Source organism: Microbacterium jejuense, from assembly GCF_019511665.1.
In the GTDB taxonomy this organism is placed as follows: Bacteria; Actinomycetota; Actinomycetes; order Actinomycetales; family Microbacteriaceae; genus Microbacterium; species Microbacterium jejuense_A.
This window is the reverse complement of sequence record NZ_JAEUAW010000017.1, coordinates 43,867-70,149: the sequence shown is the minus strand read 5'-3', so window position 1 is coordinate 70,149 and position 26,283 is coordinate 43,867. Positions and strand designations below refer to the sequence as shown.

The 26,283-nt window shown below is 70.9% G+C and carries 23 protein-coding genes; 10 read left to right on the top strand and 13 right to left on the bottom strand.

The window, feature by feature from the left end; translation table 11 throughout:
• Nucleotides 1-170: 170 nt before the first annotated feature.
• Nucleotides 171-842 (bottom strand): alpha/beta hydrolase, encoded by a 672-nt coding sequence (locus tag JNB62_RS16915; protein WP_220302067.1) that lies wholly within the window; start codon nt 840-842, stop codon nt 171-173.
• Nucleotides 843-917: 75 nt separating this feature from the next.
• On the opposite strand from JNB62_RS16915, the gene JNB62_RS16910 reads away from it, so the two are divergent.
• The 3 genes from JNB62_RS16910 (at nt 918) to JNB62_RS16900 (ending at nt 5,323) form a co-directional block, all read left to right on the top strand.
• Complete coding sequence (locus JNB62_RS16910; RefSeq protein ID WP_141892502.1) at nt 918-1,505, top strand: NUDIX hydrolase family protein; 588 nt, start codon at nt 918-920, stop codon at nt 1,503-1,505.
• A 43-nt stretch (nt 1,506-1,548) separates the two neighbouring features.
• The gene (locus tag JNB62_RS16905; RefSeq protein WP_220302066.1) at nt 1,549-3,462 is read left to right on the top strand and encodes a M3 family metallopeptidase; all 1,914 of its coding nucleotides are present in this window, start codon (nt 1,549-1,551) and stop codon (nt 3,460-3,462) included.
• A 238-nt stretch (nt 3,463-3,700) separates the two neighbouring features.
• Nucleotides 3,701-5,323 carry a hypothetical protein gene (locus JNB62_RS16900; RefSeq protein WP_223231220.1) on the top strand — a complete coding sequence of 541 codons (1,623 nt, stop codon included), beginning with the start codon at nt 3,701-3,703 and terminating at the stop codon, nt 5,321-5,323.
• A 441-nt stretch (nt 5,324-5,764) separates the two neighbouring features.
• On the opposite strand, the gene JNB62_RS16895 is transcribed toward JNB62_RS16900, so the two are convergent.
• The 3 genes from JNB62_RS16895 to JNB62_RS16885 form a co-directional block, all read right to left on the bottom strand.
• Nucleotides 5,765-6,835: a threonine aldolase family protein gene (locus tag JNB62_RS16895; RefSeq protein WP_220302065.1), complete on the bottom strand. Its 1,071-nt coding sequence runs from the start codon at nt 6,833-6,835 to the stop codon at nt 5,765-5,767.
• Between the two features lie 104 nt (nt 6,836-6,939).
• A complete protein-coding gene (locus JNB62_RS16890) occupies nt 6,940-7,626 on the bottom strand; it encodes an SDR family NAD(P)-dependent oxidoreductase (protein WP_308291837.1) in 687 nt (228 codons plus the stop codon).
• Nucleotides 7,613-9,046 carry a DUF6421 family protein gene (locus JNB62_RS16885; protein ID WP_220302064.1) on the bottom strand — a complete coding sequence of 478 codons (1,434 nt, stop codon included), beginning with the start codon at nt 9,044-9,046 and terminating at the stop codon, nt 7,613-7,615. The genes JNB62_RS16890 and JNB62_RS16885 overlap by 14 nt, the downstream gene beginning before the upstream one ends.
• A 71-nt stretch (nt 9,047-9,117) precedes the next feature.
• On the opposite strand from JNB62_RS16885, the gene JNB62_RS16880 reads away from it, so the two are divergent.
• Together JNB62_RS16880 and JNB62_RS16875 are read left to right on the top strand one after the other, a co-directional pair.
• A complete protein-coding gene (locus JNB62_RS16880; RefSeq protein WP_220302063.1) occupies nt 9,118-9,564 on the top strand; it encodes an Lrp/AsnC family transcriptional regulator in 447 nt (148 codons plus the stop codon).
• Nucleotides 9,565-9,626: 62 nt separating this feature from the next.
• Nucleotides 9,627-10,589 carry a diacylglycerol/lipid kinase family protein gene (locus tag JNB62_RS16875; RefSeq protein WP_222856177.1) on the top strand — a complete coding sequence of 321 codons (963 nt, stop codon included), beginning with the start codon at nt 9,627-9,629 and terminating at the stop codon, nt 10,587-10,589.
• A 24-nt stretch (nt 10,590-10,613) separates the two neighbouring features.
• Here JNB62_RS16875 and JNB62_RS16870 read toward each other — a convergent pair whose 3' ends face one another.
• From JNB62_RS16870 to JNB62_RS16830, 9 genes are all read right to left on the bottom strand, one after another.
• A complete protein-coding gene (locus tag JNB62_RS16870) occupies nt 10,614-12,131 on the bottom strand; it encodes a CoA-acylating methylmalonate-semialdehyde dehydrogenase (protein WP_220302062.1) in 1,518 nt (505 codons plus the stop codon).
• 63 nt (nt 12,132-12,194) lie between these two features.
• The gene (locus JNB62_RS16865) at nt 12,195-13,511 is read right to left on the bottom strand and encodes an aspartate aminotransferase family protein (RefSeq protein WP_220302061.1); all 1,317 of its coding nucleotides are present in this window, start codon (nt 13,509-13,511) and stop codon (nt 12,195-12,197) included.
• A gap of 152 nt (nt 13,512-13,663) precedes the next feature.
• Nucleotides 13,664-14,854, bottom strand: coding sequence for an ABC transporter substrate-binding protein (locus JNB62_RS16860; protein ID WP_220302060.1), 1,191 nt, complete (start codon nt 14,852-14,854; stop codon nt 13,664-13,666).
• Between the two features lie 46 nt (nt 14,855-14,900).
• Nucleotides 14,901-15,740, bottom strand: coding sequence for an ABC transporter permease (locus JNB62_RS16855; protein ID WP_220302059.1), 840 nt, complete (start codon nt 15,738-15,740; stop codon nt 14,901-14,903).
• Nucleotides 15,737-16,585, bottom strand: a complete 849-nt coding sequence (locus JNB62_RS16850) for an ABC transporter ATP-binding protein (protein WP_220302058.1) — start codon at nt 16,583-16,585, stop codon at nt 15,737-15,739. The genes JNB62_RS16855 and JNB62_RS16850 overlap by 4 nt, the downstream gene beginning before the upstream one ends.
• The gene (locus JNB62_RS16845) at nt 16,582-17,508 is read right to left on the bottom strand and encodes an ABC transporter permease (protein ID WP_220302057.1); all 927 of its coding nucleotides are present in this window, start codon (nt 17,506-17,508) and stop codon (nt 16,582-16,584) included. Before JNB62_RS16845 ends, JNB62_RS16850 begins: the two co-directional genes overlap by 4 nt.
• Before the next feature lie 21 nt (nt 17,509-17,529).
• Nucleotides 17,530-18,549 (bottom strand): TIGR03842 family LLM class F420-dependent oxidoreductase, encoded by a 1,020-nt coding sequence (locus JNB62_RS16840; RefSeq protein ID WP_220302056.1) that lies wholly within the window; start codon nt 18,547-18,549, stop codon nt 17,530-17,532.
• A gap of 61 nt (nt 18,550-18,610) precedes the next feature.
• Nucleotides 18,611-20,053, bottom strand: coding sequence for a dihydropyrimidinase (gene hydA / locus JNB62_RS16835; protein ID WP_220302055.1), 1,443 nt, complete (start codon nt 20,051-20,053; stop codon nt 18,611-18,613).
• A 115-nt stretch (nt 20,054-20,168) separates the two neighbouring features.
• Nucleotides 20,169-21,017: a nitrilase-related carbon-nitrogen hydrolase gene (locus tag JNB62_RS16830; protein ID WP_220302054.1), complete on the bottom strand. Its 849-nt coding sequence runs from the start codon at nt 21,015-21,017 to the stop codon at nt 20,169-20,171.
• Nucleotides 21,018-21,310: 293 nt separating this feature from the next.
• Here JNB62_RS16830 and JNB62_RS16825 point away from each other — a divergent pair, with 293 nt between their 5' ends.
• The 5 genes from JNB62_RS16825 (at nt 21,311) to JNB62_RS16805 (ending at nt 26,162) form a co-directional block, all read left to right on the top strand.
• Complete coding sequence (locus tag JNB62_RS16825; RefSeq protein WP_220302053.1) at nt 21,311-22,501, top strand: sensor histidine kinase; 1,191 nt, start codon at nt 21,311-21,313, stop codon at nt 22,499-22,501.
• A complete protein-coding gene (locus JNB62_RS16820; protein ID WP_220302052.1) occupies nt 22,498-23,136 on the top strand; it encodes a response regulator in 639 nt (212 codons plus the stop codon). Before JNB62_RS16825 ends, JNB62_RS16820 begins: the two co-directional genes overlap by 4 nt.
• Before the next feature lie 34 nt (nt 23,137-23,170).
• Nucleotides 23,171-23,578, top strand: a complete 408-nt coding sequence (locus JNB62_RS16815) for a VOC family protein (RefSeq protein WP_220302051.1) — start codon at nt 23,171-23,173, stop codon at nt 23,576-23,578.
• A 284-nt stretch (nt 23,579-23,862) separates the two neighbouring features.
• Complete coding sequence (locus JNB62_RS16810; protein WP_220302050.1) at nt 23,863-24,681, top strand: ABC transporter ATP-binding protein; 819 nt, start codon at nt 23,863-23,865, stop codon at nt 24,679-24,681.
• Between the two features lie 5 nt (nt 24,682-24,686).
• Nucleotides 24,687-26,162 (top strand): ABC transporter permease, encoded by a 1,476-nt coding sequence (locus JNB62_RS16805; RefSeq protein ID WP_374451145.1) that lies wholly within the window; start codon nt 24,687-24,689, stop codon nt 26,160-26,162.
• Nucleotides 26,163-26,283: the final 121 nt, after the last annotated feature.

Here is a 26,283-nt window from a genome sequence, read left to right as displayed (position 1 = left end):
GCGAAATCTTCAAGCGCTGGTGCGTCGAGGAACGACGGAGCAGCGCGATTACAGCGCGGTCGCGTCGAACAGCTTCAATGGATTTCCTCACCGAGGGGACAAAGGCCTCCGCCACGATAGCGGAAGGTTCTGGATGCCGCCAGTGAGTGCATTCCGTCCCGCACCGACGCTCAACGACCAGGGGTCGCGTCGAGGTCTTCCAGGCGCTTGTCGAGGAAGGTGCGCACGTCGGCGAGCTCGGCCTCAGAGACGCTGTGCGTGAGGCCCTGGTACACGCGTCCGCTGAGGTCGACGCGCTCGGGCAGCCACTGCGTGGTGTGCTCGACGACGAAGCCCGGGATCACGTCGTCGTTGGTCCCGCGCCCCCAGAACACCGGCGGACGCAGCTCTGCGAGCTCGGCATCCCTCGGCAGCTCGCCGGGTGTGACGTACCCCGACAGGTTCACGGCGTACGAGAATCGCCGCGGTGCGATCCGCATGGCCTGCAGCGAGACGGCGCCGCCTTGCGAGAAGCCCAGAAGACCGATGGATGCCGCACCCGCCGCGTGCGCGTCGGCCCACGCGATGACGGCCTCGGCCGCCCGCGTCACATGCGAGGGGTCGCGGCCGTCGAGTCCCTCGATCGGATACCAGGACCGGCCGGGAGCCGGCCACGGCGGGGCGAGGGGAGCGGCGAGACTCGCCACGACGAAGGCCTCGGGGAGGTAGGCGCGGAGCGGGTAGAGATCGTGCTCGTCGGCCCCGTAGCCGTGCAGCAGGAGCAGCAGGTGCCGCCCCGCGAGGGCCGCACGATCGGCCGACCACAGGACGGCGTCGGCATCGAGCACGAGCGCTTCCGTCATGCCGACATCCTCGCATCCGCGCGTGCACGGCGCTCGGGATCGGCGCCGGAGGGCTGCGCGGGGTATACAGGAGGCATGTCCGTGCGCACTCCCGACCCCGAGCCTGCGGGTGACGAGCCGTTCGGCCCGCCTGCCGGCAACATCTCCAACCCCGCGTGGCTGAGCGACATCGAGCTCGAAGAGGCACGCCGCCGGCTGCCGATGCTGTACGTCGAGGGCGTGCCGGTGCGCACCGACGGCATGGGGCAGGTGACCTCGGTCGGGCTGCTGCTGCGCGCATCGCCGCTCGGCGAGATCAGCCGCACGATCGTGTCGGGACGCGTGCGGTACGGCGAGACCGTCCGTGACGCGCTGTTCCGGCACCTCGAGAACGACCTCGGGCCGATGGCCTTCCCGCTGCTGCCGCCGCAGCCGACACCGTTCACGGTGGCCGAGTACTTCCCGCTCCCCGGGGTGAGCGCGTACCACGACGACCGTCAGCATGCCGTGTCGCTCGCGTTCGTCGTGCCGGTGACCGGGACGTGCGAGCCGCGCCAGGACGCCCTCGAGGTGACGTGGCTGACACCCGAGGAGGCGTCGTCCGACGCCCTCGCCGCCGAGATGGAGGGCGGCCGCGGCACCCTCATCCGCCTCGCGCTCGCGAGTGTGGGCGCCCTGCGCTGAATCTGTCCTCGCGCGCTTGCGTGCCCGCCCATAGGCTCGACGGGTGACCCTGGACCCCCTCTCCTTCCCCGCCGACGCCGCCGGATGGACGGCTTTCGCCGCCGAGCGTCCCGCCGCGCGCATCGCCCTCGTCCACGAGATCGACGAGCGGCTGCGCACCGACAGCGCGCTCGACGCCGCCGAACGGCTCGACCTGTGGAACGACGCCGACATCGCGCTGCGCGAGGCCATGAACGAGGCCTACATCGTGAGCGAGGCGCACCCCGACGCCGACGTGCGCGACCTCGCCGAGCAGCAGGTGCAGGCGGTGGAGTCGTTGTCGGCCGCTCGGCTGCTCGACCGCGGGCTCTGGCAGGGATTCGCGGATGCCGCGGGGCAGCGCGTCGACGACGACCAGGCGCGACTGCTGCACCATGTGCTGCGCGACTTCCGCCGCGGGGGAGTGGAACTGTCCGATGCCGACCGTGAGCGGGTACGGCAGCTCGCGGATCGCGACACCGAACTCTCGCTGACGTTCTCGCGCCACATCCGCGACGGACGCCGCGAGATCCGCGTGCCCGTCGAGGGCCTCGCCGGCATGCCGCAGGACTTCGTCGACGCGCATCCCGTCGACGACGAGGGCATGGTCACCCTGTCGACCGACTACCCCGACCTCATGCCGATCCGCGAGTACGCGACCGACCGTGCCACCCGTCTCGCCCTCGTCGGGGCGTTCAACGATCTCGCATGGCCCGAGAACGACGCCGTGCTCGCCGAGCTGCTGGAGGTGCGCGCGGAGCGCGCACGCCTGCTCGGATACGCGGACTGGGCCGAGTACGAGACCGAGACCCGCATGATCGGCACCGGCGCGGCGATCCCCGAGTTCCTGGAGCAGCTGGACGCGGCATCCCTCCCCGCGGCCGAAGCGGAGTACCCGGTGCTGCTCGAGCGGCTGCGGCGCGACGCGCCCGAGGTCGACGAGGTGACGATCGCGGACTTCTGGTACGTGCTCGGCGCGATCAAGCGCGAGCAGTACGACGTCGACGCCCAGCTGGTGCGGTCGTACCTGCCGTTCGACCGCGTCGCCGCCGGCGTGCTCGACATCACGGGGCGCCTGTTCGATGTCGAGTACGTGCCCGTCGACGCGCCCGCGTGGCACGACGACGTGCGCACGTACGACGTCGTGCGCGACGGCGACCGACTCGGGCGCATCCACCTCGACCTGCACCCGCGCGAGGGCAAGTTCAGCCATGCCGCATGCTTCCCCATCGCGCCCGGCGTCACCGGCCGCGTGCTGCCCGAGGCCGCCCTGCTCTGCAACTTCTCGCGCGGCCTGCTCGAGCACGACCAGGTGGTGACGTTCTTCCACGAGTTCGGGCACCTGGTGCACGACATCCTCGGCGGACGCCAGCGCTTCGCACGGTTCAGCGGCGTGGCCACCGAGTGGGACTTCGTCGAGGCCCCGAGTCAGCTGCTCGAGGAGTGGGCGTGGGATGCCGACGTGCTGGCGTCGTTCGCGGTCGACGCCGAGGGCGAGCCGATCCCGGCTGAGCTCGTCGACCGCATGCGCGTCGCCGACGCGTTCGGCCGGGGCTTGGAAGTGCGCCGCCAGCTCGGCCACGCCAACGTGTCGTATCACCTGCACGTCGACCGCCCCGCCGACCTGCAGGCCGAGACCGAGCGCCTCTACGCCACGACCAGCCCCGTGCAGCCGCTGCGCGACCTTCACCCGTACGCCGGCTTCGGGCACCTCACGGGGTACGGCGCCTGCTACTACACGTACCAGTGGAGCCTCGTCATCGCGCGGGATCTGCTGAGCGGATTCGGCGCCGGGCTCATGGATCCCGCGGCCGCTCTGCGGTACCGCACCGAGGTGCTCGAGCGTGGCGGGACCCGCGATGCGGGCGACCTCGTCGAGGCGTTCCTGGGACGCCCGTCGACGTTCGACGCGTACCGCGATTGGCTCGCCGGACGGTGACCGGAGAGCCCGTTTCGCGGACACAGCAGGTGAGGGTAGTGTTCAGCTACCCGATGCGCAGTCACCCTGCCGACACAACCCCCCGGTGTCGTCGAGGGCGAGGCGGTCTTCGCTGCTCGCGCACCGGCGACCAGATCGCCGGTGCGTCGAGCGGGCGGTGAACGCGTCGCTGTCGCGGAGCGCTCGTCGACGCCGCGAAATCCCCCTCCACGATCAGTAGAGAAGCGAAAGACACAAGATGTCCGACAACGCCGCAGGCGCCGCCCCCAGCTCCGGTCCCGAAGACCAGTCGCCCTTCGACAGCCTCATCAGCGAACCCGCCGCGACGGCGTTCGGCTCGGGCTTCACGACCACGTTCCGCGGGTATGACAAAGAAGAGGTGGATGCCGCGATCGCCGGTCTCGACGCGCGCGTGCGCGCCGCGTCTGACGAGGTCGCGCAGCTGAAGCAGCACCAGCGCCGGGCCGGCGCCGCCGTGGCGCAGAGCCGCGCGAAGGCGGAGCGGCTGGAGGCGGAGCTGCAGGCGGCCCAGCAGCGCCGCCAGGCCGAGATCGACGCCGCCATCGCCGAGCATCAGGCCCAGATCGACGCCACGCTCGCCGAGCGTCAGGCCGAGATCGAGCGTCTGCAGGCGGCGCTGGAGGAGTCCGACGCGCGGCACCGCTCCGAGCTGCAGCAGGCTGCGGTCGACGCTGCCGCCGCGCGGGCAGAGGAGGGCGACGAGGCCGAGCGGCTGCGGGCCGAGCTCGAGGTCGCCAAGGCCAAGCTCGACGACGCCGAGCAGCGCGTGCAGGCACTCACCGACGAGCTGGTCGGCGCGACCACCGAGTCGCCGAACCGGCAGAAGTTCGAAGAGGTGCTGCGGGTCGCCGAAGACCAGGCGAGCCTGCTGATCCGCAACGCCAGCGTGCAGGGCGATCGCCTGCTCGAGGCCGCGCGCGAAGAGATCGCCAACCGCCGCACGGCGGCCGTCGCCGAGGCGGAGGCCATCGTCTCGCAGGCGCAGCACGACGCCCAGCAGGTGCGGCTGAAGATCGAGACCGAGCTCACCGCCCACGAGGCCCGCATCGAGCGCGAGACCGCGCACGCCGCCGAGAAGGTGTCGCAGGCCGAGCGCGAGGCCGCGGCGATCCGTTCCGAGGCCGAGAAGGGCGCCGCGATGCTGCGCTCGACCGTCGCCCGCGAGACGGCCCGCGACCGGGCAGAGGCCGAGGAGGCGGTGCGCGAGTTGCGTCTGCGCGCGCTCGAGTTCGAGGCATCCCTCACCCGCCGCCAGGACGACGCGCACCAGGAGTTCCTGGTGCTGCACAACCAGGCCGTCGCCCATGCCGAGCGCATCACGCAGGATGCCAACGAGCAGGTCGCCGCGTCGCTCGACCACGCACAGCGCGTGTCGGCGAAGGCCGAGGACTTCGAGCGCCTGATGCGCGCCCAGTCGCAGCAGATCGAGGCCGACGCTCAGCTGCGCGCCCGCGAGCACCTGGAACAGGCGCACGTGAAGGCCGAGCGCATCATCGACCTCGTCACGACGCACTCGCAGTCGGTGCTGCGCGACGCCGAGGACCGCACGCGCCAGCTGCGCTGGCAGCAGCACCAGCTCATGAGCTTCATGGCCGAGGTCAAGGAGCTGATCCGCCCCGAGGGCGTGCTGGGCTCCGCGGCGGGCGACCCCGCCGACGCGGATTCCGACGTGGCCGAGCCCGACGAGGATGCCGCCGAGGCTGAGGCGTCTGAGGCTGACGGCGCCGAGGGCGCTGAGGGCGAGGCCCCGACCGACGCTGAGGCAGAAGCGGCGGAAGAGGACGCGGACGCGGAACCCGAGACCGAGACATCCGACGCCGCCGAGTCCGAGAAGGAGTGACCGCCGGTCGTTGAGCGAAGGGCGCTCTAGCGCCCGCAGACGAAACGCGCCTGACTTTGCGCAAGGTCAGGCGCGTTTCACGTTCGACCGGTCGAACACCTGTGCTCCCCAGCCGCCCGGGCTGCGGCATCCCCGCCCTCTCGCCCCTTCAACAGGTCAACCACGGTTCTTCAGGAGCCGTGCGCGTGGATCCTCCTGCGGAAGCCCGGTTGACCTGTTGAACGGAGGCAGGGACGCCCGCCCCGCGAGGCCTGCTGCCGCAGACGAAACGCCCAGACCTTGCGCAAGGCCTAGGCGTTTCGTCTCGCTCGTTCCTCGCTCGCTCAACGAGCGGTCGGTCTCGTCCCTCTCGCTCAACGAACGGTCGGTCTCGTTCCTCGCTCGCTCAACGAACGGTCGGTCTCGTCGCTCTCACGCTCAACGAGCGGGGACGCGCAGCGCTCAGGCCGCGGTGGTCTCGCGGGCGATCGCGGCGAGGAACGCGTCGATGTCGTTCTCGCTCGTGTCGAACGAGCACATCCAGCGCACCTCGTTCTTCGCCGCATCCCAGTCGTAGAAGCGGAACGACGAGCGCAGCCGGTCGGCGACGCCGTCGGGCAGGGTCGCGAACACGCCGTTGGCCTGCGTGGGCTGCGTGAACGCGACGCCCTGGATCGAGCCGTCCGCGAGGCCCGCCTCGATGCCGGCGCGCAGGCGCTGCGCCATGGCGTTGGAGTGCGAGGCGTTGCGCAGCCACAGGTCGCCCTCGAGCAGCGCGAGCAGCTGTGCCGACACGAAGCGCATCTTGGAGGCGAGCTGCATGTCGAGCTTGCGCAGGAACTTCAGGCCCTGCGACGCCTCGGGGTTCAGCACGACGACGGCCTCGCCGAGCATCGCGCCGTTCTTGGTGCCGCCGAAGCTGAGCACGTCGACGCCGGCGTCGCGCGTGAAGGCGCGGAACGGCACGCCGAGCGATGCGGCGGCGTTCGAGAGGCGCGAGCCGTCCATGTGGACGTTCATGCCGAGGCTGTGGGCGTGGTCGGAGATCGTGCGGACCTCTTCGGGCGTGTAGAGCGTGCCCAGCTCGGTGGACTGCGTGATCGACACGACGAGCGGCTGCGCGCGGTGCTCGTCTCCCCAGCCCCACGCCTCGCGGTCGATGAGCTCGGGGGTGAGCTTGCCGTCGTCGGTCGGGACCGTGAGCAGCTTGATGCCCGCGACGCGCTCCGGGGCGCCGCCCTCGTCGACGTTGATGTGCGCCGTGCCGGCCGACACCACGGCGCCCCAGCGCGGGAGCATCGACTGCAGCCCGACGACGTTCGCGCCGGTGCCGTTGAACACCGGGTAGGCCTCGACGCCCTCGCCGAAGTGGCGGGCCATCACCTCCTGCAGGCGCTCGGTGTACACGTCGTCGCCGTACGCGACCTGGTGGCCGTCGTTGGCGGCGGCGATCGCCGCGAGCACCTCGGGGTGGATGCCGGAGTAGTTGTCAGAGGCGAAGCCGCGCAGGTTCGGGTCGTGGATCGTGGTCACGAAGGTCCAATCTAGTTCGGTCGGCGCGGCCCGAACTCCTCAGGAATGGCAGTCGGCCGCGGACGTTGCAGGCTGCGGCGACGACGCCGCCGGGATCTGAGGAGTTACGGCGCCGCGAGGTCGATGACGGTGTCGTTGACGTCGGCGGCGGGCCCGTCCCACAGGGCGACGTAGGCGCGGGCCAGCGCGTCCTCGAGGCCCGCGAGCGTCTTGACGCGGAAGATCGTGGATGCCGCCGACAGCGGCCGTCCGGCATCCCGGGCGTCCTTGGCGAAGCCCTGCGCGACCGCACGCGTCCACGCCTCGGTCGCGGCCTTGACGGCGGCGTAGTTGGCGCCGCCGGCGAGCGGGCGCGCGACAGCGGTCGACGATACGACGGCGAGGCGCCCGGCCGCCGAGGCGCGCAGGTCGGCGTCGAAGGCACGGCTCACGTGGCGCAGAGCCGTGAACGAGCCCTCCAGGAAGCGGTAGTCCTCGTCGGTCTGGCCGGCGAGCCCGCCCCCGCCGCGCCAGCCGCCCACGAGGTGCAGCACGCCGTCGACGGCACCCTCGGACGCATGCACGCGCTCGGCGAGCGCTGCGACCGCGCCCTCGTCGGTCAGGTCGCACACCTCGATGTGCAGGTCGGGCACCGCGACGCCGAGCGCAGTGAGACGCTCGGCGTCGCGGCCGACCGCGACGACGCGCGCGCCTGCCCCACGCAGGACGCGCGCCGCCGCAAGGCCGCTCGCACTCGTCGCCCCCGCGACGAGCACGAGCCGCCCGGTGACCGCGGGATCAGGAGCTGGCACCCGTGATCCCGGCGGTGGACTCGATGATGGGCTTCATCTTCTTGTCGAGGGCCTCGAAGAACATCGACAGCGGGAACTCGTCGTCCATGACGGCATCCGTGTAGCCCTTGGGCGCGCCCGCGAGGATCTCGTCGGGCAGGCCGCGGGCCCACGCCGACGCCGGGTTCGGCGTCAGCGTGCCGCGCACGAGGTCGTACGCGGCGAGCCAGTGCGCCGTCTTCGGGCGGTCGATCGACCGCCAGTACAGCTCGTCGATGGCGTCGCCGAGCGCGACGACCGCGGCCGGCACGTCGTCCCAGTCGAAGGCGAGCGCCGTGTCGGTCCAGTGCAGCACGTCGCGCTGGTGCAGCCATGCGAACAGCAGCTGACCGCCGAGCCCGTCGTAGTTGCGCACGCGCGAACCCGTGATCGCGAACCGGAAGATGCGGTCGAAGATCACCGCGTACTGCACGAGCTTGGCGTGCTCGAGCATCTCGGTCTCGGCGGCATCCAGCTGCTCCCCGGCGTCGACGCGGGCCGTGAGCCGCTTCTGGATCGCGACGCACTCGCGGAACGCGGTGAGGTCGCAGCGCAGCTCTTCGAGCGAGTACAGGAAGTACGGCATGCGCTGCTTGATCATGAAAGGGTCGAACGGCAGGTCGCCGCGCATGTGGGTGCGGTCGTGGATGATGTCCCACATCACGAACGTCTTCTCGGTGAGCGCCTGGTCGTCGAGCATGCGCGCGGCGTCGTCGGGGAGGTCGAGCTTCGTGATCTCGGCCGCGGCGCGCACGACGCGGCGGAAGCGGGCCGCCTCGCGGTCCTGGAAGATCGCGCCCCACGTGAACGCGGGGATCTCGCGCATCGCGACCGTCTCGGGGAACAGCACTGCCGAGTTCGTGTCGTAACCCGGCGTGAAGTCGACGAAGCGCAGCGACACGAACAGCTTGTTGCCGTAGTCGCCGGCCTCCAGCTGCGCGATGAACTCGGGCCAGATCACCTCGACGAGCACGGCCTCGACGTGACGGTCGCTCGACCCGTTCTGCGTGTACATCGGGAAGACGACGAGATGACGGATGCCGTCGACCCGGTGCTGCTGCGGCTGGAAGGCGTTCAGCGAGTCGAGGAAGTCCGGGATGCCGAACCCGGCGTCCGCCCAGCGCTCGAAGTCGCGCACCGACGCGGCGAGGTACTCGGCGTCGTGCGGGAACGCGGGTGCCAGGGCGCGGATGCCGGCCGTGATCTCGTCGACGTAGGTCTGGGCGTCGGGGTGGGTGGCGGCATCCGGAATCGATCCGTCTTTGACCTGCAGGCTCTGGATGGCGGTGGCGGCGGCCTTCAGGCGCAGCCAGGCGTCGCTCGTCTCGGCGCGAGCCGCGTCCTCGACGACCTCGGGTTCGCCGACGATCGCCTTCGTGGTGTGAAGAGCGGTGCTGGACATGTGAACCTCCGATCCGTCGATGACAGGAAATATTCCGGCGATAACCGGTTGCCTTGGTTATTATTCCATGTGTGGAAGACGGTGTCGACGTGAGGATCATCGAGGAGGTCTCGCGCGACGGGCGCGCGACGCTCGCGCAGCTCTCCGAGAAGGCCGGACTGTCGGTGTCGGCCGTGCAGGCGCGGCTGAAGCGGCTGGAGAGCAGTGGCGTGATCCGCGGCTACCGTGCCGTCGTCGACGCCGAGGCGGTCGGCAAGCCGCTGGCCGCATTCGTCGAGATCACGCCGCTCGACCCGGCACAGCCCGACAACGCGCCCGAACTGCTGGAGCACCTGACCGAGATCGAGGCGTGCCACTCGATCGCCGGCGACGCGGCGTACATGCTGCTGGTGCGCGTGGCCACGCCGCGGCACCTCGAGAGCCTGATCCGCGACATCCGGGCGGCCGCGTCGGTCAACACGCGCACGACGGTGGTGCTGCAGACCTTCTACGAGAACCGGCCGATCCTGCCGGGCTGAGCGCACGCGGCGTCCGAGCGCAAGCCCCGTCGTCTCGGCATCGGGATCGGTAGCCTCGGCCCATGGATCCTGCGAACACTCCGCACGCGACCGGCAGGGATGTGCTCATCGTGCGCAACGCCCGTTCGGGCACGGCGGTGATCCGCCCCGATCCCGCGCCGACCTTCGCCGAGCGTCTTCCCGAGGCCGTCGTGCACGAGCTGGCCGACGGCGAGGACCTCGACGAGGTCGTCGCAGCCGCGATGCGGAGGGATGCCGCACCCGACGTGCTGGGTGTCTACGGCGGCGACGGCTCGGTGTCGCGCATGGCGCATCTGGCGCGGCGTCACGAACGGCCGTTGCTCGCGATGCCCGGCGGCACGTTCAACCACTTCGTGCGCGCCCTCGGCCTCGACAGCGTCGAGATCGCGATCGACGCCCTGCAGCAGGGCTCGACCGTCGACGTGGGCGTCGCGGACGCCACGGCCGATGACGACGAGCCGATCACCGTGCTCAACGTCGTGTCGGTCGGCGCCTACCCCGAGCTGATCGAGGAGCGCGAGCGGCGCACGAGCCTCGGCAAGTGGATCGGCGGCGTCGTGGCCACGGCGGCCGCGCTGCGCCGTGCCGAACCGCTGACGATCGTGCGCGAGGGCCGTCGGGCGCGCGTGTGGTCGGTGTTCGTCAGCGTCGGGCGCAACGACCCCGACCGCGTCGCGACCATGCAGCGGCAGGAGGCCGAGGCGGGCGTGCTCGACATCCGCATCCACCACGCGCGCGGCTCGAAGGTGCGCGCCTTCGCCTCGCTCGCGTTCGGCCAGCGCAGCGCTGCCGTCCTGCGCGCGCTGCACCTCTACCCGCGCGACGAGGACGTGGAGCGCCTCGTGCTGAGCGAGTTCGAGATCACGGTCAGGCCCGAGGCGGGGCATCCCTCGGTCTTCGTCCACGACGGCGAGCTCGAGGAGCGCGACCCGCGCGGGTTCCGGCTGCGGTGCGTCGCCCGGCCGCACGCCCTGAGCGTGTTCGCGCCCTCGGCCGCCGACTGAGGGCGGCGACCGAGGACGCGATGATCAGTCGTGCTGGGGGAAGCCCAGGTTGATGCCGCCGTGCGACGGGTCGAGCCAGCGCGAGGTCACGGCCTTCTCGGCGGTGAAGAAGTCGAAGCCGTGCGGGCCGTACGCCTTCGCGTCGCCGAACAGCGAGGCCTTCCAGCCGCCGAAGGAGTGGTACGCCACGGGCACCGGGATCGGCACGTTGATGCCGATCATGCCGACGGTCGCCTCACGCTGGAAGCGCCGGGCCGCGCCGCCGTCGTTCGTGAAGATCGCCGTGCCGTTGCCGTAGCGGCTGTTGTTGATGATGCCGAGGCCCTCTTCGTAACCCGAGACGCGGACCACCGACAGCACGGGGCCGAAGATCTCGTCGCCGTAGACCGACGAGGAGGTCGGCACGTTGTCGATGAGCGTCGGTCCGAGCCAGAAGCCGTTGGCGTCGCCGTCGACCTCGATGCCGCGACCGTCGACGACGACCGACGCGCCGTCGGCGCCGGCGACCTCGATGTACGAGGCGACCTTGTCGCGGTGCTGCCCGGTGATGAGAGGCCCCATGTCGGAGCCGCGGTGGCCGTCGCCCACCTTCAGTCCGCCCATGCGCTCGGCGACCTTGGCCACGAAGGCGTCGGCGACCGAGTCCACCGCGAGCACGACCGAGATGGCCATGCAGCGCTCGCCCGCCGATCCGAAGCCGGCGTTGACGGCCGCGTCGGCGGCGAGGTCGAGGTCGGCGTCGGGCAGCACCAGCATGTGGTTCTTCGCGCCGCCGAGGGCCTGGACGCGCTTGCCGTTCGCGGTCGCCGTCTCGTACACGTACTTGGCGATGGGCGTCGAGCCCACGAACGAGATCGCACGGACGTCCGGGTGCTCCAGCAGCGCGTCGACGGCTTCCTTGTCGCCGTGGACGACGTTGAAGACGCCGTCGGGCAGTCCCGCCTCGGTCAGGAGCCCCGCCAGCCAGTTCGCCGCGGTGGGGTCCTTCTCGGACGGCTTCAGCACGACCGCGTTGCCGGCGGCGAGCGCGATGGAGAAGAACCACAGCGGAACCATCGCCGGGAAGTTGAAGGGGCTGATGATGCCCACCACGCCGAGCGGCTGCCGCAGCGTGTAGACGTCGATGCCGGTCGAGACGTTCTCGGAGTACGCGCCCTTCGTGAGGTGCCCGACGCCGCACGCGAACTCGACGACCTCCATGCCCCGGGCGATCTCGCCGCGTGCATCCGAGAGCACCTTGCCGTGCTCGGCGGTGAGGATCTCGGCGAGCTCCTCCTTGCGCTCGTTCAGCAGCTCGCGGAACGAGAACAGCACCGCCTGGCGCTTGGCGATCGACGCGTCGCGCCACTGCGTCCAGGCGCTGGAGGCGGCGTCGACGACCGCGCCGACGTCCTCGCGCGACGCGAAGCGCACATGCTTCTGGACGGTGCCGAGCGCGGGGTTGTACACATCGCCGGAGCGCTCGGACGACCCCTCCCACGGCGCGCCGTTCACCCAGTGGTCCAGCACCGCCAGGTCGGTGCGGTCGATCGTGTCAGTCATCGTGTTCCTCCTTTGGAACCCGCCCTCGTGAGGCGGGATGCGCGCGTCAGCACTTCGACGGGCTCAGCGACCGTCGCCTTCGACGCTCGTCAGAGCTTCATCGTAGATCGCCATCGCCTGCTCCACCTCAGCGTCGGTGACGACGCACGGCGGCACGACGTGGATGCGGTTGTCGGCGGTGAAGGGCAGCAGCCCCCGCGTCATGAGCTCCTTCTTCAGCCTGCCGATCACGTCGGCCCCGACCGGCTCGCGCGTCTCGCGGTCGGCGACGAGTTCGAGCGCCCAGAACACGCCCTCGCCGCGCACCTCGCCGACGAGGGGATGCCGCGCCTCGAGCTCGCGCAGGCCCGGGCCGATGGCATCCGTCCCCACCCGCCGGGCGTTGGCGACGATGCCCTCGCTCTCCATCGCGTCGAGGGCGGCGACGATGGATGCCGCGGCCAGCGGATGACCCGAGTACGTGAGTCCGCCGGGGTAGACGTGGTCATCGAAGGTCGCCGCGATCGGCTCCGAGATGAGGACGCCGCCGACCGGCACGTAGCCGGAGTTGACGCCCTTCGCGAAGGTGATGAGGTCGGGCACGACGTCGTGGCCGTCGAACGCGAACCAGCGGCCGGTGCGCCCGAATCCGGCCATCACCTCATCGAGGATGAGCAGGATCCCGTAGCGGTCGGCGAGGGCGCGCACGCCGGCGAGGTAGCCGGGCGGCGGCACCAGGATGCCGGCGGTGCCGGGGATCGACTCCAGCAGCAGGGCGGCGATGGTCGACGGTCCTTCGGACTGGATCACCCGCTCGAGATGGTGCAGGGCCCGCTCGCACTCCTCTTCGGGCGTCGTGGCCCAGAACTCGGTGCGATACAGGTACGGCCCGAAGAAGTGCACGTGGCCGCGCGCGTACTGGTTGGGCATGCGCCGCCAGTCGCCGGTGGCGACGATGGCCGCCCCGGTGTTTCCGTGGTACGAGCGGTACGTCGAGAGGATCGTGTCGCGGCCGGTGTGGATCCTCGCCATGCGGATGGCGTTCTCGATCGCGTCGGCGCCGCCGTTGGTGAAGAAGACCTTCTGGAACCCCTCGGGGGCGTGCGACAGGATGCGCTCCGCGGCGCGGCCGCGCGTGAGGTTGGCCGTCGCGGGACCGATCGTCGCGAGCTCGGCCGCCTGCGCGCGGATCGCCTCGACGACGGCGGGATGCTGGTGCCCGATGTTGACGTTGACCAGCTGGCTCGAGAAGTCGAGCATGCGGCGGCCGGCGTGATCCCACACCACGGTGCCCGACCCGCCCGCGATGACGGGCAGGTCGAGACCGGCCTGCGCGGACCACGAGTGGAACACGTGCTCGCGGTCGAGCTGCTTCGCGAGGGCGTCGAGGTCTTCTGTCATGTCGCAACGTTCCCTGTTCTGCGTCGCCGGGTCAACCCCCGGTCGTTGAGCGAGCGGAGCGAGACGAAACCGTCTGGACACGAGGTTGTCCGTGCGTTCGGGGCGTTTCGTCTCGCTCCTTCGTCGCTCGCTCAACGACCGGAGGGCCCCGGCTACTGGCCGCCCTCGGTGAGGACGACGTCGATGGGCGTGTACTCGCCGCTCACCTCGACGCCCTCGTCCTTCAGCTGGTCGAGGGCCTCCTGGATGTACTCGTTCGAGTAGGCGGAGTCGGCGGGCTCGGTCGTGATGAGCTCGAGGTCGTCCTGGTTCTTCGCCGAGAGGGCTCCCTTGACGGTCTTGTCCCACGCGGCCTCGTCGACCAGACCGAAGTCGGCTCCGGTCCAGATGAGCTTGTTGACCTCGTTCATCATCCACTGCTGGTGCACCGGGCCGACCGGGAAGGCGGCCTCGGCGTTGGACGCGATGTCGTAGACGATGGACGCCGACTCCTCGGCGTTGTCGCGCGCGTACACCCAGCCCTTCGTGATGGCCTTGAGGAACCGCACCGCGGCGTCGGCGTACGCCGGGTCGTTCTTCAGGCGCTCGGTGTCGGCCCACACCGCGTCCTGCAGCATGGCGCCCTCGGTGTCTTCGTACGACACGACGTCGAAGTCCTCGGGCTGGTACAGCTGGCCGGTCTCGGGGTTCTTCACCTCGAGGATCTGCGCCCATTCGTTGTAGGTCATCGCCTGCGCGGCGTCGACGTCACGGTCGAGCAGGGCGTTCATGGAGAAGTCCTGGGTCGTGATCGACACCGTCGTGGAGTCGAGGTCTTCCGCGGCCATGGCGGCGAAGATCTCCCACTCGTTGCCGAAGCCCCACGAGCCGATGCGCTTGCCCTCGAAGTCGGCGACCGACGTGATGCCGTCGCCCTTCCACGACACCTGCAGCGTGCCCGACTTCTGGAACACCTGCGCGATGTCGGTGAGCTCGACGCCCGTGGCCTCCAGTGTTCCGAGCACCTTCGGCACCCACGCGATCGCGAAGTCGACGTCGCCGTCGACGAGGGCGTCCTGCGGCACGATGTCGCCGCCGGACGGGATGATCTCGACGTCGTCGAAGCCCTCCTCCTCGAAGAAGCCCTTCTCCTGCGCGACGTAGTAGCCGGCGAACTGGGCCTGCGGCAGCCACTGCAGCTGCAGCTTGAGAGAGGTGATCGGCTCGAAGTCGTCGCTGTCACCGGTGCCGGACGCATCGGGCGTCCCCGAGCACGCGGCGAGTGCGAGGGCGGCGACGGTGAGGGCGGATGCCGCGAACAGGCCTCGGCGCATGCCCGGGCCCCGCGAATGCTGCTGTGTCATTGCGTTCCTTTCGTTGGTGCTGCTTTTCCCCTTGAGGTCGGTGAGATCAGGCCGGCGACCTCCGCGTCGCCAGACGCTCCAGGAGCGAGGTCACGAGGTAGAACGCGAGGCCGATGAGGATGCCGCCCAGGACGTACGCCCAGGCGAGCGCGGCGCGGCCGGACTTGGCGTACGTCGCGATGGCGGTGCCGATGCCGTCGGCCGGGCCGCCGAAGTACTCGGCGACGAGCGCCGCGATGACGGCGAGGGAGCTCGCGATGCGCAGGCCGGTCAGCAGGTAGGGGAGGGCGGTGGGCAGGGTCAGGAAGCGGAAGGTCTGCCAGCCCGACGCGGCGGATGCGCGCAGCACGTCCCGGTGCACGGGCCGCGTCTGCCGAAGGCCTCGCAGCACGTTGACGAACACGGGGATGAACGCGGCGATGGTGGCGACGGCCTGGCGCCCGAACTGGCTCGACGCGCCGAACATCGTGTTCAGGATCGGCGTGATCGCCACGATCGGGATCACCGCGAGGGCGGCGACCAGCGGTGCCAGCATCCCGTCGATCGGACGTGCGGCGGCGGCGAGGCCCGCGAAGACCACCGCGATCGCCGATCCGACCACGAGGCCCACGAGCGCGTTGGTCGCAGTGATCGTCATGTCCTGCGCGATGATCGGCCACCGCTTGACGAACTCCGCGAGGATCGCGAACGGGCTCGGGAGCATGCGCGGCGCGGTGCCCAGGACGTCGACCCAGAACCACCAGACCACGACGATGAGCGCGCCGACGACGATCGGCGCGACCCAGCGCAGCCACCCGGGCAGGCGGCCCTCGCCGGGAGCCGCGGCCGGAGGGCGCCCGACGGGGTGCGTGGGACCGGGAAGAGTGGTGGTGACCGCGTCGGTCATGACTCGCTCGCCCTCGTGACCGGGGTGCCGTGCAGGGCCTCGCGCACGGCGGTGACCCGGTCGAAGAACTCGGGCGACTCGCGCAGCGCCTCGGACCGATCGTCGCCGAGGCCGACGTCGACGACCTGCGTGATGCGCCCGGGGCGCGGGCTCATCACGACGACGCGGTCCGACAGGAACACCGCCTCGGGGATGGAGTGGGTGACGAACACGACGGCGGCGGCCGTCTCGGCGGCGATGCGCGTGAGCTCGGTCTGCAGCCGTTCCCGCGTCATCTCGTCGAGCGCGCCGAACGGCTCGTCCATGAGCAGCAGCTTGGGCCGTGCCGCCAGCGCGCGGGCGATCGCGACGCGCTGCTGCATGCCGCCCGACAGCTGGTCGGGGTAGCGGTCGACGAAGTCCGTGAGCCCGACGAGCTCGGCGAGTTCAGCGACCCGCCCCGCCCGCTCGGCCTTGCCGGTGCCGTGCAGCTCCAGCGGCAGCGCCATGTTGGCGCCGACCGTGCGCCACGGGAGGAGCCCCGCCTGCTGGAACGCGATGCCGTAGTCCTGGTCGGCGCGGGCCCGCTTCGCAGGCTTGCCGAAGATCTCCAGCGTGCCCGCGCTCGCCTGGTCGAGGTCGGCGATGAGGCGCAGCAGCGTCGACTTGCCGCAGCCCGACGGGCCGATGAGCGCGACGAACTCGCCCGCCGCGACCTCGAGGTCGACCTCCGACAGCGCGGAGACATCGCCCGTCTTCGTCGCGAACACCTTGCTCACGCCGGCTGCCCGCACGGCCGGGGCGGCGGAGGCCGCCGGCGCGACGGCATCCGTCCGCTCGCTCTGATCCGGGGCGTCAGTCGTCATGCCGCCTCTCCTCTGCGGTAGTTCGCCAGCCCGAGCCCGATGAGGGCGACGGAGCCGGCGGCGATGAGTCCCAGTGCGATCGAGCCGAACGTCGGACCCCATGGCGCGGCGGGGTCACTGGAGGCTTGACCTGCGAGCTGGATGAGCATGCGGCCGATGCCTCCGCGCATGCCGATCGAGACCTCGGCGACGACGGCGCCGAGCACGGCGTTGGCGGCGGCGAGGCGCAGCGCGGGCAGGAGGTGCGGCACCGCGGCCGGAAGCCGCAGCCGCACGAGCGTCGGCCAGTAGCCGGCGGCATAGCTGCGCATGAGATCGAGATGGATGCGGTCGGGCGACGCCAGGCCGCGCAGCATGCCGATCGCCACGGGGAAGAAGGCGAGGTACGACGCGATGACCGCGACCGACAGCCACTGCGGCCACGTGCCGCCGCCGCGGTCGATCTGGTTGCCGATCGCGTTGACGACCGGCGCGAACGCGATGAGCGGCACGATCTGGCTGACGACGATCCAGGGGAGGAGGCCCCACTCCAGCAGCTGCCAGCGCTGCATGACGAGCCCGAGCGCCGCCCCGACGATCACGCCGATGAGCCAGCCGATCGCCGCGATGCCGAGGGTCACCAGGGCCGCGCCCGCGACCGACACCCACAGCGGCGGGGTGTCGCCGCCGCTCGTCGGGGCGAACAGGCGCGCCGCCATGTCCCAGACGTGCGGCATGGCGCGGTCGTGAGTGCGGGGCAGAAGCATGACGCCTGAGCCGGCCTCACCCGGCACCGAGCCGACCACGACGCCTTCGGCGGGGCCGAGGAACTTGTACAGCTCCCACAGCACGAGCACCGCCAGCACGCCGAGCGCGCCCCAGCCCGCCGCGACCCATCCCCGCAGCTCGCTCTGCCGCTTCGCCGACCAGCCGACCGCCCTCATGCGCGCGCCGCCGTCACCGGGTCAGGCCTTCGCCGTCAGGTGGGTCTGCAGGGCCGGGATGACGGTCTCGCCGTAGACCCGCAGCGTCTCTTCCTTATTGTCGTGCTGCAGGTAGCCGGCGAACTGCGTCACGCCGAGGTCGCGCAGCGCCTCGAGCTTGGCGATGTGATCGGATGTCGTCCCGAGGACGCAGAACCGGTCCACGATGTCGTCGGGCACGAAGTCCACGTGGTCGTTGTCGGCCTTGCCGTGCGTGTTGTAGTCGTAGCCGCTGCGGCGCTCGATGTAGTCCGTGAGCGACTCGGGCACGCCCTCGCCGTGGTGCCCGTACTTCGCGACGATGTCGGCGACGTGGTTGCCCACCATGCCGCCGAACCAGCGGCACTGGTCGCGCATGTGCTTCCAGTCGTCGCCGATGTACATCGGCGCGGCGACGCAGATCGCGAGCGACTCGGGGTCACGGCCGGCGGCGGCCGCGGCATCCTTCACCGTCTTGATCATCCACGCGGCGATGTCGAGGTCCGCCAGCTGCAGGATGTACCCGTCGGCGACCTCGCCGGTGAGCTGCAGCGCCATCGGCCCGTAGGCGGCCACCCACACGTCGAGCTCCGACCCGCGGCTCCACGGGAACTGCAACGTCGCGCCGTGGTACTCGACGGGGCGCGAGTTGGCGAGTTCGCGGATGACGTGGATCGACTCGCGCAGCTCGGCCATCGTCGTGGGCTTGCCGTTGGTCACCCGCACCGCCGAGTCGCCCCGGCCGATGCCGCAGATCGTGCGGTTGCCGTACATCTCGTTGAGCGTCGCGAAGACGGATGCCGTGACCGTCCAGTCCCGTGTCGCCGGGTTCGTCACGAACGGGCCGACGACGACGCGGTTCGTGGCGGCGAGGATCGCCGAGTGGATGACGTACGGCTCCTGCCACAGCAGATGCGAGTCGAACGTCCACACGTGGCTGAACCCGTGCGCCTCGGCCAGCGCGGCGAGCTGCACCGTGCGCGCCGCGGGCGGGTTGGTCTGCAGGACGACGCCGAAGTCCATGCTCACACCTTCCGGTCGTTGAGCCCGCGAGGAACGAGCCAGACGAAACGCAGCATCGGGATCACACCAGGTACTGCGACAGGCCGCGCTTGAGGAAGCGTCCGTCGCCCTTCGAGCCGAGGTAGGTGCCGCCGTCGACGACGACCTTGCCGCGTGAGATGACGGTGTCGACGTGGCCGTCGATCTCGTAGCCCTCCCACGCGGAGTGGTCCATGTTCATGTGGTGCGTGCGGCCCTCGCCGATGCCGATCGAGGTGTGCCCGTTCGGGTCGTACACGACGACGTCGCCGTCGGCGCCGGGCTGGATCACGCCCTTGCGTCCGTACAGGCCGAACATGCGGGCCGGGGTCGTCGACGTCAGCTCCACCCAGCGCTCGAGCGTGATCTTGCCGGTCACGACGCCCTGGTACATGAGGTCCATGCGGTGCTCGACCGAGCCGATGCCGTTGGGGATCGCCCGGAAGTCGTCGAGTCCGAGGTCCTTCTGGCCCTTCATGCAGAACGGGCAGTGGTCGGTCGAGACCATCTGGATGTCGTTGGTCCGCAGCGCCTGCCACATGTGGTGCTGGTGGCCCTCCTGACGAGAGCGCAGCGGTGTCGAGCACACCCACTTGGCGCCCTCGAACTGCCCCCACTCCTCGCTGAAGCCGCCGAGCTGCTCCTCGAGCGACAGGTACAGGTACTGCGGGCACGTCTCGCCGAACACGTTCCAGCCCTGGTCGCGCGCCCACGCGAGCTGATCCACCGCCTGCTTCGCCGACACGTGGACGACGTACAGCGGGGCGCCCGTGAGGTTGGCGAGCATGATGGCGCGGTGCGTGGCCTCCTCCTCCATCTGCCAGGCGCGCGCGATGCCGTGGTAGTACGGCGCCTTCTTGCCGGCATCCGCCAGCTGCTGGGCGAGCACGTCGATCGCGGGGCCGTTCTCGGCGTGCATCATCGTGAGCAGGCCGGTCTCGTTCGAGACCTGCATGGCCTTGAGCACCTGCGCATCGTCGGAGTAGAACACGCCGGGGTAGGCCATGAAGAGCTTGAAGCTCGTGATGCCCTCGTCGACGAGCCCGCGCATCGCGGCCAGCGAGTCCTCGTCGACGCCGCCGATGATCTGGTGGAAGCCGTAGTCGATCGCGCAGTTGCCGGCGGCCTTCTCGTGCCACGCGGCCAGGCCGTCCTGCACGCGCTCGCCGTAGCGCTGCACGGCGAAGTCGATGATGGACGTGGTGCCGCCCCACGCGGCCGCGCGGGTGCCGGTCTCGAACGTGTCGGAGGCCTCGGTGCCGCCGAAGGGCAGCTGCATGTGCGTGTGGGCGTCGATGCCGCCCGGGATCACGTACTTGCCGGTCGCGTCGATGACCGTGTCGACGGAGGACGCGATGTCGGTGCCGAGCAGCTGCGAGCCCGGCGCGAGCACCGCCGCGATGGTCTCGCCGTCGATGAGCACGTCGGCGTCGCCGCGGCCGGTCGCCGAGACGACGGTGCCGCCGGTGATGAGTGTGGTTGTCATTGCTTCTCCCTGGATCCCGGTCGTTGAGCGAGCGAAGCGAGACGAAACGTGTCGTCCGTGCGCTCGGGGCGTTTCGTCTCGCTCGTTCCTCGCTCGCTCAACGACCGCACTTCGGTCACGGCTTCGCGATCTTCGTGTACGAGTCCGGCCGGCGGTCGCGGTAGAACTGCCAGTCGTCGCGCATCTCGCGGACCATGTCGAGGTCGAGGTCGCGCACCAGCAGCTCCTCGTGAGTGCCCGAGCCGCGCTCGCCGACGAAGTTGCCGCGCGGGTCGATGATCTGGCTCGTGCCGTAGAAGTCGACCGCGAGGTCGCCGTACTCGTTGTCCTCCCGGCCGACGCGGTTGGGCTGCAGCACGAAGTAGCCGTTGGCCACGGCGGCGGCGGGCCCCTCGACCTCCCACAGCCGGTTCGAGAGCCCGGGCTTGGTGGCGTTCGGGTTGAACACGATGTGCGCGTCGTTCAGGCCCAGTTCGCGCCACCCCTCGGGGAAGTGACGGTCGTAGCAGATGTACATGCCGACGCGGCCGACGGCGGTCTCGAACACGGGGTACCCGAGGTTGCCGGGACGGAAGTAGAACTTCTCCCAGAACCGGTCGAGGTGTGGAAGGTGGTGCTTGCGGTACGAGCCGAGGACCGTCCCGTCGGCGTCGACCAGCACCGCCGTGTTGTAGTACACGCCGGTCTCGGCCTCTTCGTAGATCGGCAGCACCATCACGGTGCCGAGCTCCTTCGCGAGCGCGGCGAAGCGCTGCACGATCGGCCCGTCGACAGGCTCCGCGAAGCGGTAGTACTTCTTGTCCTGGGTGATCCCGAAGTACGGGCCGTAGAACAGCTCCTGGAAGCACACCACCTGCGCGCCCTGGCTTGCGGCATCCCGCGCGAAGCCCTCGTGCTTGTCGAGCATCGACTGCTTGTCGCCCGTCCAGGTGGTCTGCGAGATCGCCGCGCGTACCGTCGTCATTCGTCTCTCCGTTCCTGAGCGGGCCGTGCGCGCTCTGGTCCCTCGGGTGAAGGACCGACGGGTCCGATCGGGCGAGCACCCCTGCTGCCCGATCCTGTCGACTCGACGTTTCCCGTCGGTTTCGGTCTGTGACGCGACAGTAAAGCCTCACCGGGTGCGGCGCAATGGTGGGTCCAGCAGACCTTTCCGCGGGTTCGTCGTCGGCACGGATACATCCCACGAAGGATGCCGCGGCCGCGGGTTACAGCGTGCGACGGATGCCGCGGCGGCCGATCCTCCCGTAGCGTGAGACGGTGTTCCGCCGCCTGAAGACGTCCCAGCTCGTGGTCGACGTCACGCTCGCGGTCGTCTTCTTCCTGATCGCCTGGCCGGTCGAGACGGCCCTCGTCCAGACCGGCGCCTTCGGACTGGAGTACCTCCTCGGCCCGGCGGGCCAGGTGCTCGTCGGCGGCGTCATCGCCGCCCTGTTCTCGTGCGCGCTCGCCGTGCGACGCCTCTCGCCGCTGCTGGCGCTGGGCCTGGCGTGGGTGGGTGCCCTCGTGCAGATGGGCCTCGGGCGGCCGCCGAGCTTCAGCGACGTCGCGATCTTCGGTGTGCTGTTCGCCACCGCCGCCTACGGTTCACGGGCGGCCTACTGGGCGGGATTCGCCTCGGCCCTGGTGGGCGCGCTCGTGATCACGGTGTACCTCTTCGCCGGACCGTCGTTCGCCGGCGGCGGGCTCACATGGCAGACGCTCCCGCTGGCGCTCATGACGCTCGTGGCGGCGGCCTTCGCGCTCGGCCTGTCGTGGACGATCGGCGCGCTCGTGCGTTCCGCCATCCGCACCCGTGAGACGCGTGCGGCGCAGCAGCGGGCCGAGGCCGAGACCGCGGCCGAGCAGGAGCGCGTGCGCATCGCCCGCGACATGCACGACGTGGTGGCGCACTCGCTCGCGGTCGTGATCGCGCAGGCGGACGGGGCGCGCTACGCCGCGGCATCCGATCCCTCCGTCGCGACCGAGGCGCTCGCGACGATCTCGACCACGGCCCGCTCGGCGCTCGCCGACGTGCGCCTGCTGCTCGGCCAGCTGCGACATCGGCAGGGCGACGGGCCGCAGCCGACCATCGCCGACCTCGAGGAGCTCTACGCCCAGGTGCGGGCGGCGGGCGTCCCGCTGCGCGTCGACGTCGACCCCGTCCCGCCCGGCGAGCCGCCTGCCGCCGTGCAGCTCGCGGTGTACCGCATCCTGCAGGAGGCCCTCACCAACGCGCTGCGCCACGGCGCCACAGGAGGCGCCGTCGACGTCGGCCTGGCCTGGCTGCCCGACCGCGTCGAGCTGTCGGTGCGCAACCCGGCAGCGCCGCCGCCGCCCGGAGCCCGTCCGGGGCATGGCCTCATCGGCATGCGCGAACGCGCACAGCTCGCCGGCGGCCGTCTCGACGCCGCAGCCGAGGGCGGCGACTTCGTCGTCCGCGCCGCCATCCCCATCGGAGGACCCGCATGATCCGCGTCGCGCTCGTCGACGACCAGGCGCTGTTCCGCGCTGGCATCCGCATGCTCGTGGACTCGCAGCCCGACCTCGAGGTCGTCGGCGAGGCGTCTGACGGCCGGGAGGGCGTCACGATGGTGCGCGCGACCCGGCCGGACGTCGTGCTCATGGACATCCGCATGCCCGTCATGGACGGCCTCGCCGCGACCGGTGAGCTACTGTCGGACCCTGAGCCGCCGCGCATCGTCATGCTCACGACGTTCGACCTCGACGAGGCGGCCGCGCGTGCGATCCGTCAGGGCGCGAGCGGCTTCCTGTTGAAGGACGCCGACCCCGAGTTCCTGCTCGCGGCAATCCGCACTGTGCATTCCGGATCCGCCGTGATCGCGGCATCCGCCACTCGGGAGCTGTTCGAGAGATTCGCGGATGCCGCACCCCGGCCGGTGCCGCCCGCCTACGGCGAGCTCACCGACCGCGAGCGCGAGATCTTCGCGCTGGCCGCGCGGGGGCTGTCCAACGCCGAGATCGCGGCGCGCGAGTTCCTGTCGGAGGCCACGGTGAAGACGCACATCAGCCGCATCCTCACGAAGCTGGGGCTGCGCGATCGCGTGCAGCTCGTCGTGTTCGCTTTCGAGCACGACCTCGCCTAGCCGCGTGTCGGCGCCGGGCGGCAGAATCGGCGCCATGGAACTGCAGCTCAGCATGGTGGTGCTCGAAGTGGCCGACCTGGAGGCGTCCGTCCGCTTCTACCAACGCCTGGGGCTCGACATCCCCGATGTCGAGCCGGGCGGGCGTCCGGTCGTCGCGCACCGCATGGGCAGCGGCGTCACGCTGCTGATCACGACGGCGTTCGCGTCCGTGTACGACCCGACGTGGTCACGGCCGTCGGGCGGCGGATACTCGCAGATGCTCGAGTTCTATGTCGGAGAGGATGCCGTCGTCGACAGCCGCTGGGCGGAGCTCCTCGACGCCGGCTATGTCGGGCGCATGCCTCCCACGCAGACCGCCGGTCCGTACGCCGCGATCGTCGAGGACCCCGACGGCAACGTGGTCCTGTTGACCTCCGACGAGGCTGCGTCGCCCGAGGCCTGACACCGTGCTTGCGTGACGAAAGCCCGCGGGTCTGGTTTCCCGTCGCCTGCTCGTTGAGCGAGCGGAGCGAGTCGAAACGCAGTGAGCCGCTCGTCGGACCCGACCACGCGCCCGCAACGTCTGCGTCGGGCCGGGTTCTCGAATGCGTCGTGCGGCGTTTCGTCTCCGCTCGTTCCTCGCTCCGCTCAACGACCAGCCCGGCGACGGGGATCATCCTCGCGATGTAGCGGGATGCCTCTCCCGGCCGACGCGCGCGGCCCCGGGGCGTCCATACCGTCGGAGGCATGGAACTCTCATCGACCGACCTGGGCCTCGCTGCCCGGGTGCAGCAGCTCACCAAGACCTACGGCTCCGGCGAGAGCACCGTCCACGCGCTCGACGACGTGAGCGTCGGCATCCGTCGCGGCGAGTTCACCGCGATCATGGGCCCGTCGGGCTCGGGCAAGTCGACGCTCATGCACATCATGGCGGGCCTGGATGCGCCCACGTCGGGCCGCGCGTGGATCGGCGACACCGACATCACCGGCCTGTCGGACCTCGAGCTCACGATCCTTCGCCGGCGCCGGGTCGGCTTCGTCTTCCAGGCGTTCAACCTCGTCCCGACCCTCGATGCGCTGGGCAACATCATGCTGCCGTTCGACCTCGACGGCCGCCGGCCCACTGCGCTGGAGCGCGCCCGCATAGACGGTCTCGTCGAGCGGCTCGGGCTCTCCAGCCGTCTCGGCCACCGCCCGCACCAGCTGTCGGGCGGCCAGCAGCAGCGCGTCGCGATCGCCCGCGCGCTCGCGACGGCGCCGGACCTGCTGTTCGCCGACGAGCCCACCGGCAACCTCGACTCGCGCTCGGGTCGCGAGGTCCTGGCGCTCCTGGCTGCCGCTTCGCGCGAGCAAGGCCAGTCGATCGCGATGGTGACGCACGATCCCGTGGCGGCCTCGCACGCCGACCGGGTGCTGTTCCTGGGCGACGGCCGCATCGTGGCCGACAAGCCGCGCCAGAGCGCCGAAGAGATCTCGGCGTACATGCTCGCCTCCGAGCTCGGCACCGCGGCGCACACCACGGCCGTCCCGGTCGCTGCCGCCGCGACCGCGCAGGTGGCGTCATGACCACTATGGCGCAGACCCCGACCGGCCGGATGCCGGGGGCCGCGGCATCCACCCGTTCCCCGCGCACCGCGCGCCTGGCCTGGCTGCGCGAGCGCGGCATGGGGGCCAGCATCCTGGTCGCGGCGATCTCGAGCGCGTTCGGCGCGATTCTGCTGAGCGCGACCGGGTTCATCGGGGCGATGCTGAAGGCGAACCCGTACATCGGCGACAGCGAGACCCTCGCCGCCGTGACCGTGATCCTGAGTTTCCTGCTCATCGGCGTCGCGGTGTACGTGGCGTCGATCGTCACCGCCAACACCTTCGCCACCGTCATCGCCGGACGCACCCGTCGCATCGCGCTGCTGCGCCTCATCGGGGCGTCCGCGCGGTCGCAGCGCGAGGAGGTCGGGCGGCAGGGCCTTGTCGTCGGCGTGATCGGCGCGGCGATCGGACTCGTCGGCGGCACGCTCGTGTCGTGGGCGGGCGTGGTGCTGGCCACACAGCTGCTCGAGCTCGACGGCGTGGACTACGCCGTGCTGCAGCCGGTGCTCGTGCTTCCGGCGGTGGTGGTGGCGCTCACGACGTGGGCGGCCGCGTGGGCGGGATCGCGACGCGTGCTGACGGTGACGCCCCTGCAGGCGCTGGGCGGCTCGGTCGAGACCTCGCACGAGGCGGTCGCGCGCCGCGGCGGACGCAACGGCGTCGCGATCACGCTCTTCGTGATCGGCGCGGCGCTGCTGGCGCTCGGCATCCTGTTCGGCCTGATGTCTCCGCTCGGCGTGATCGTGGCGTTCTTCGGCGGCATCTTCTCGTTCACGGGACTCGCGCTCGGGGCGACGCTCGTCATGCCGCCGGTGCTGCGCCTGGTGGGCCGCGTGTTCGAGGGGTCGGCGACGGCGCGCCTGGCCGCCGAGAACGCGCTGCGCTACCCCGAGCGCTCCAGCCGCATGGCGATCGGCGTGGTCATGGGGGTCACCCTCGTCACGATGTTCGCCGTCGCACTGGAGACCGTGAAGGCCGTCATGGTCGCCTCGGGCGGCGGCGAGGCCCCGGCCGAGATGACGACCCTGGTCGACACGTTCGCCGCGATCATGATGGGCCTCGTCGCGGTCGCCGCCGTCATCGCGGCCGTGGGCCTGGTGAACCTGCTCACGATCGGCGTGGTGCAGCGCCGGCGGGAGCTCGGCCTGCTGCGCGCGCTGGGCGTGTCGACGGGCCAGGTGCGTCGCATGGTGCTCCTGGAGGCGGCGCACATCACGATCGCCGCGACCGTCACGGGCCTCGTGCTCGGCATCGCGTACGGCTGGGCCGGGGCGCAGTCGCTCCTCGGCTCGGTGGCGGTGCCGCCGTCATGGTCGTCGCCGACGCTCGTCGCCCCGGCGGTGCCGTGGCTGCCGGTCGTGATCATCGTCGCGGCCACCGCCGTGCTGACGCTGGTCGCCGCCGTCATCCCGACGCGCCTGGCGACGCGCGTTGCGCCCGTCGAGGCGCTCGCCGATTGAGACGAGGGATGCCGTCGTGCAGGCTTCGCGCGACGGCATCCCTTCTCTATCTCGTGCTCTATCTCGTGCGCCGTCCCCCGCTGGTCGTTGAGCGGAGCGAGGAACGAGCGAAGACGAAACG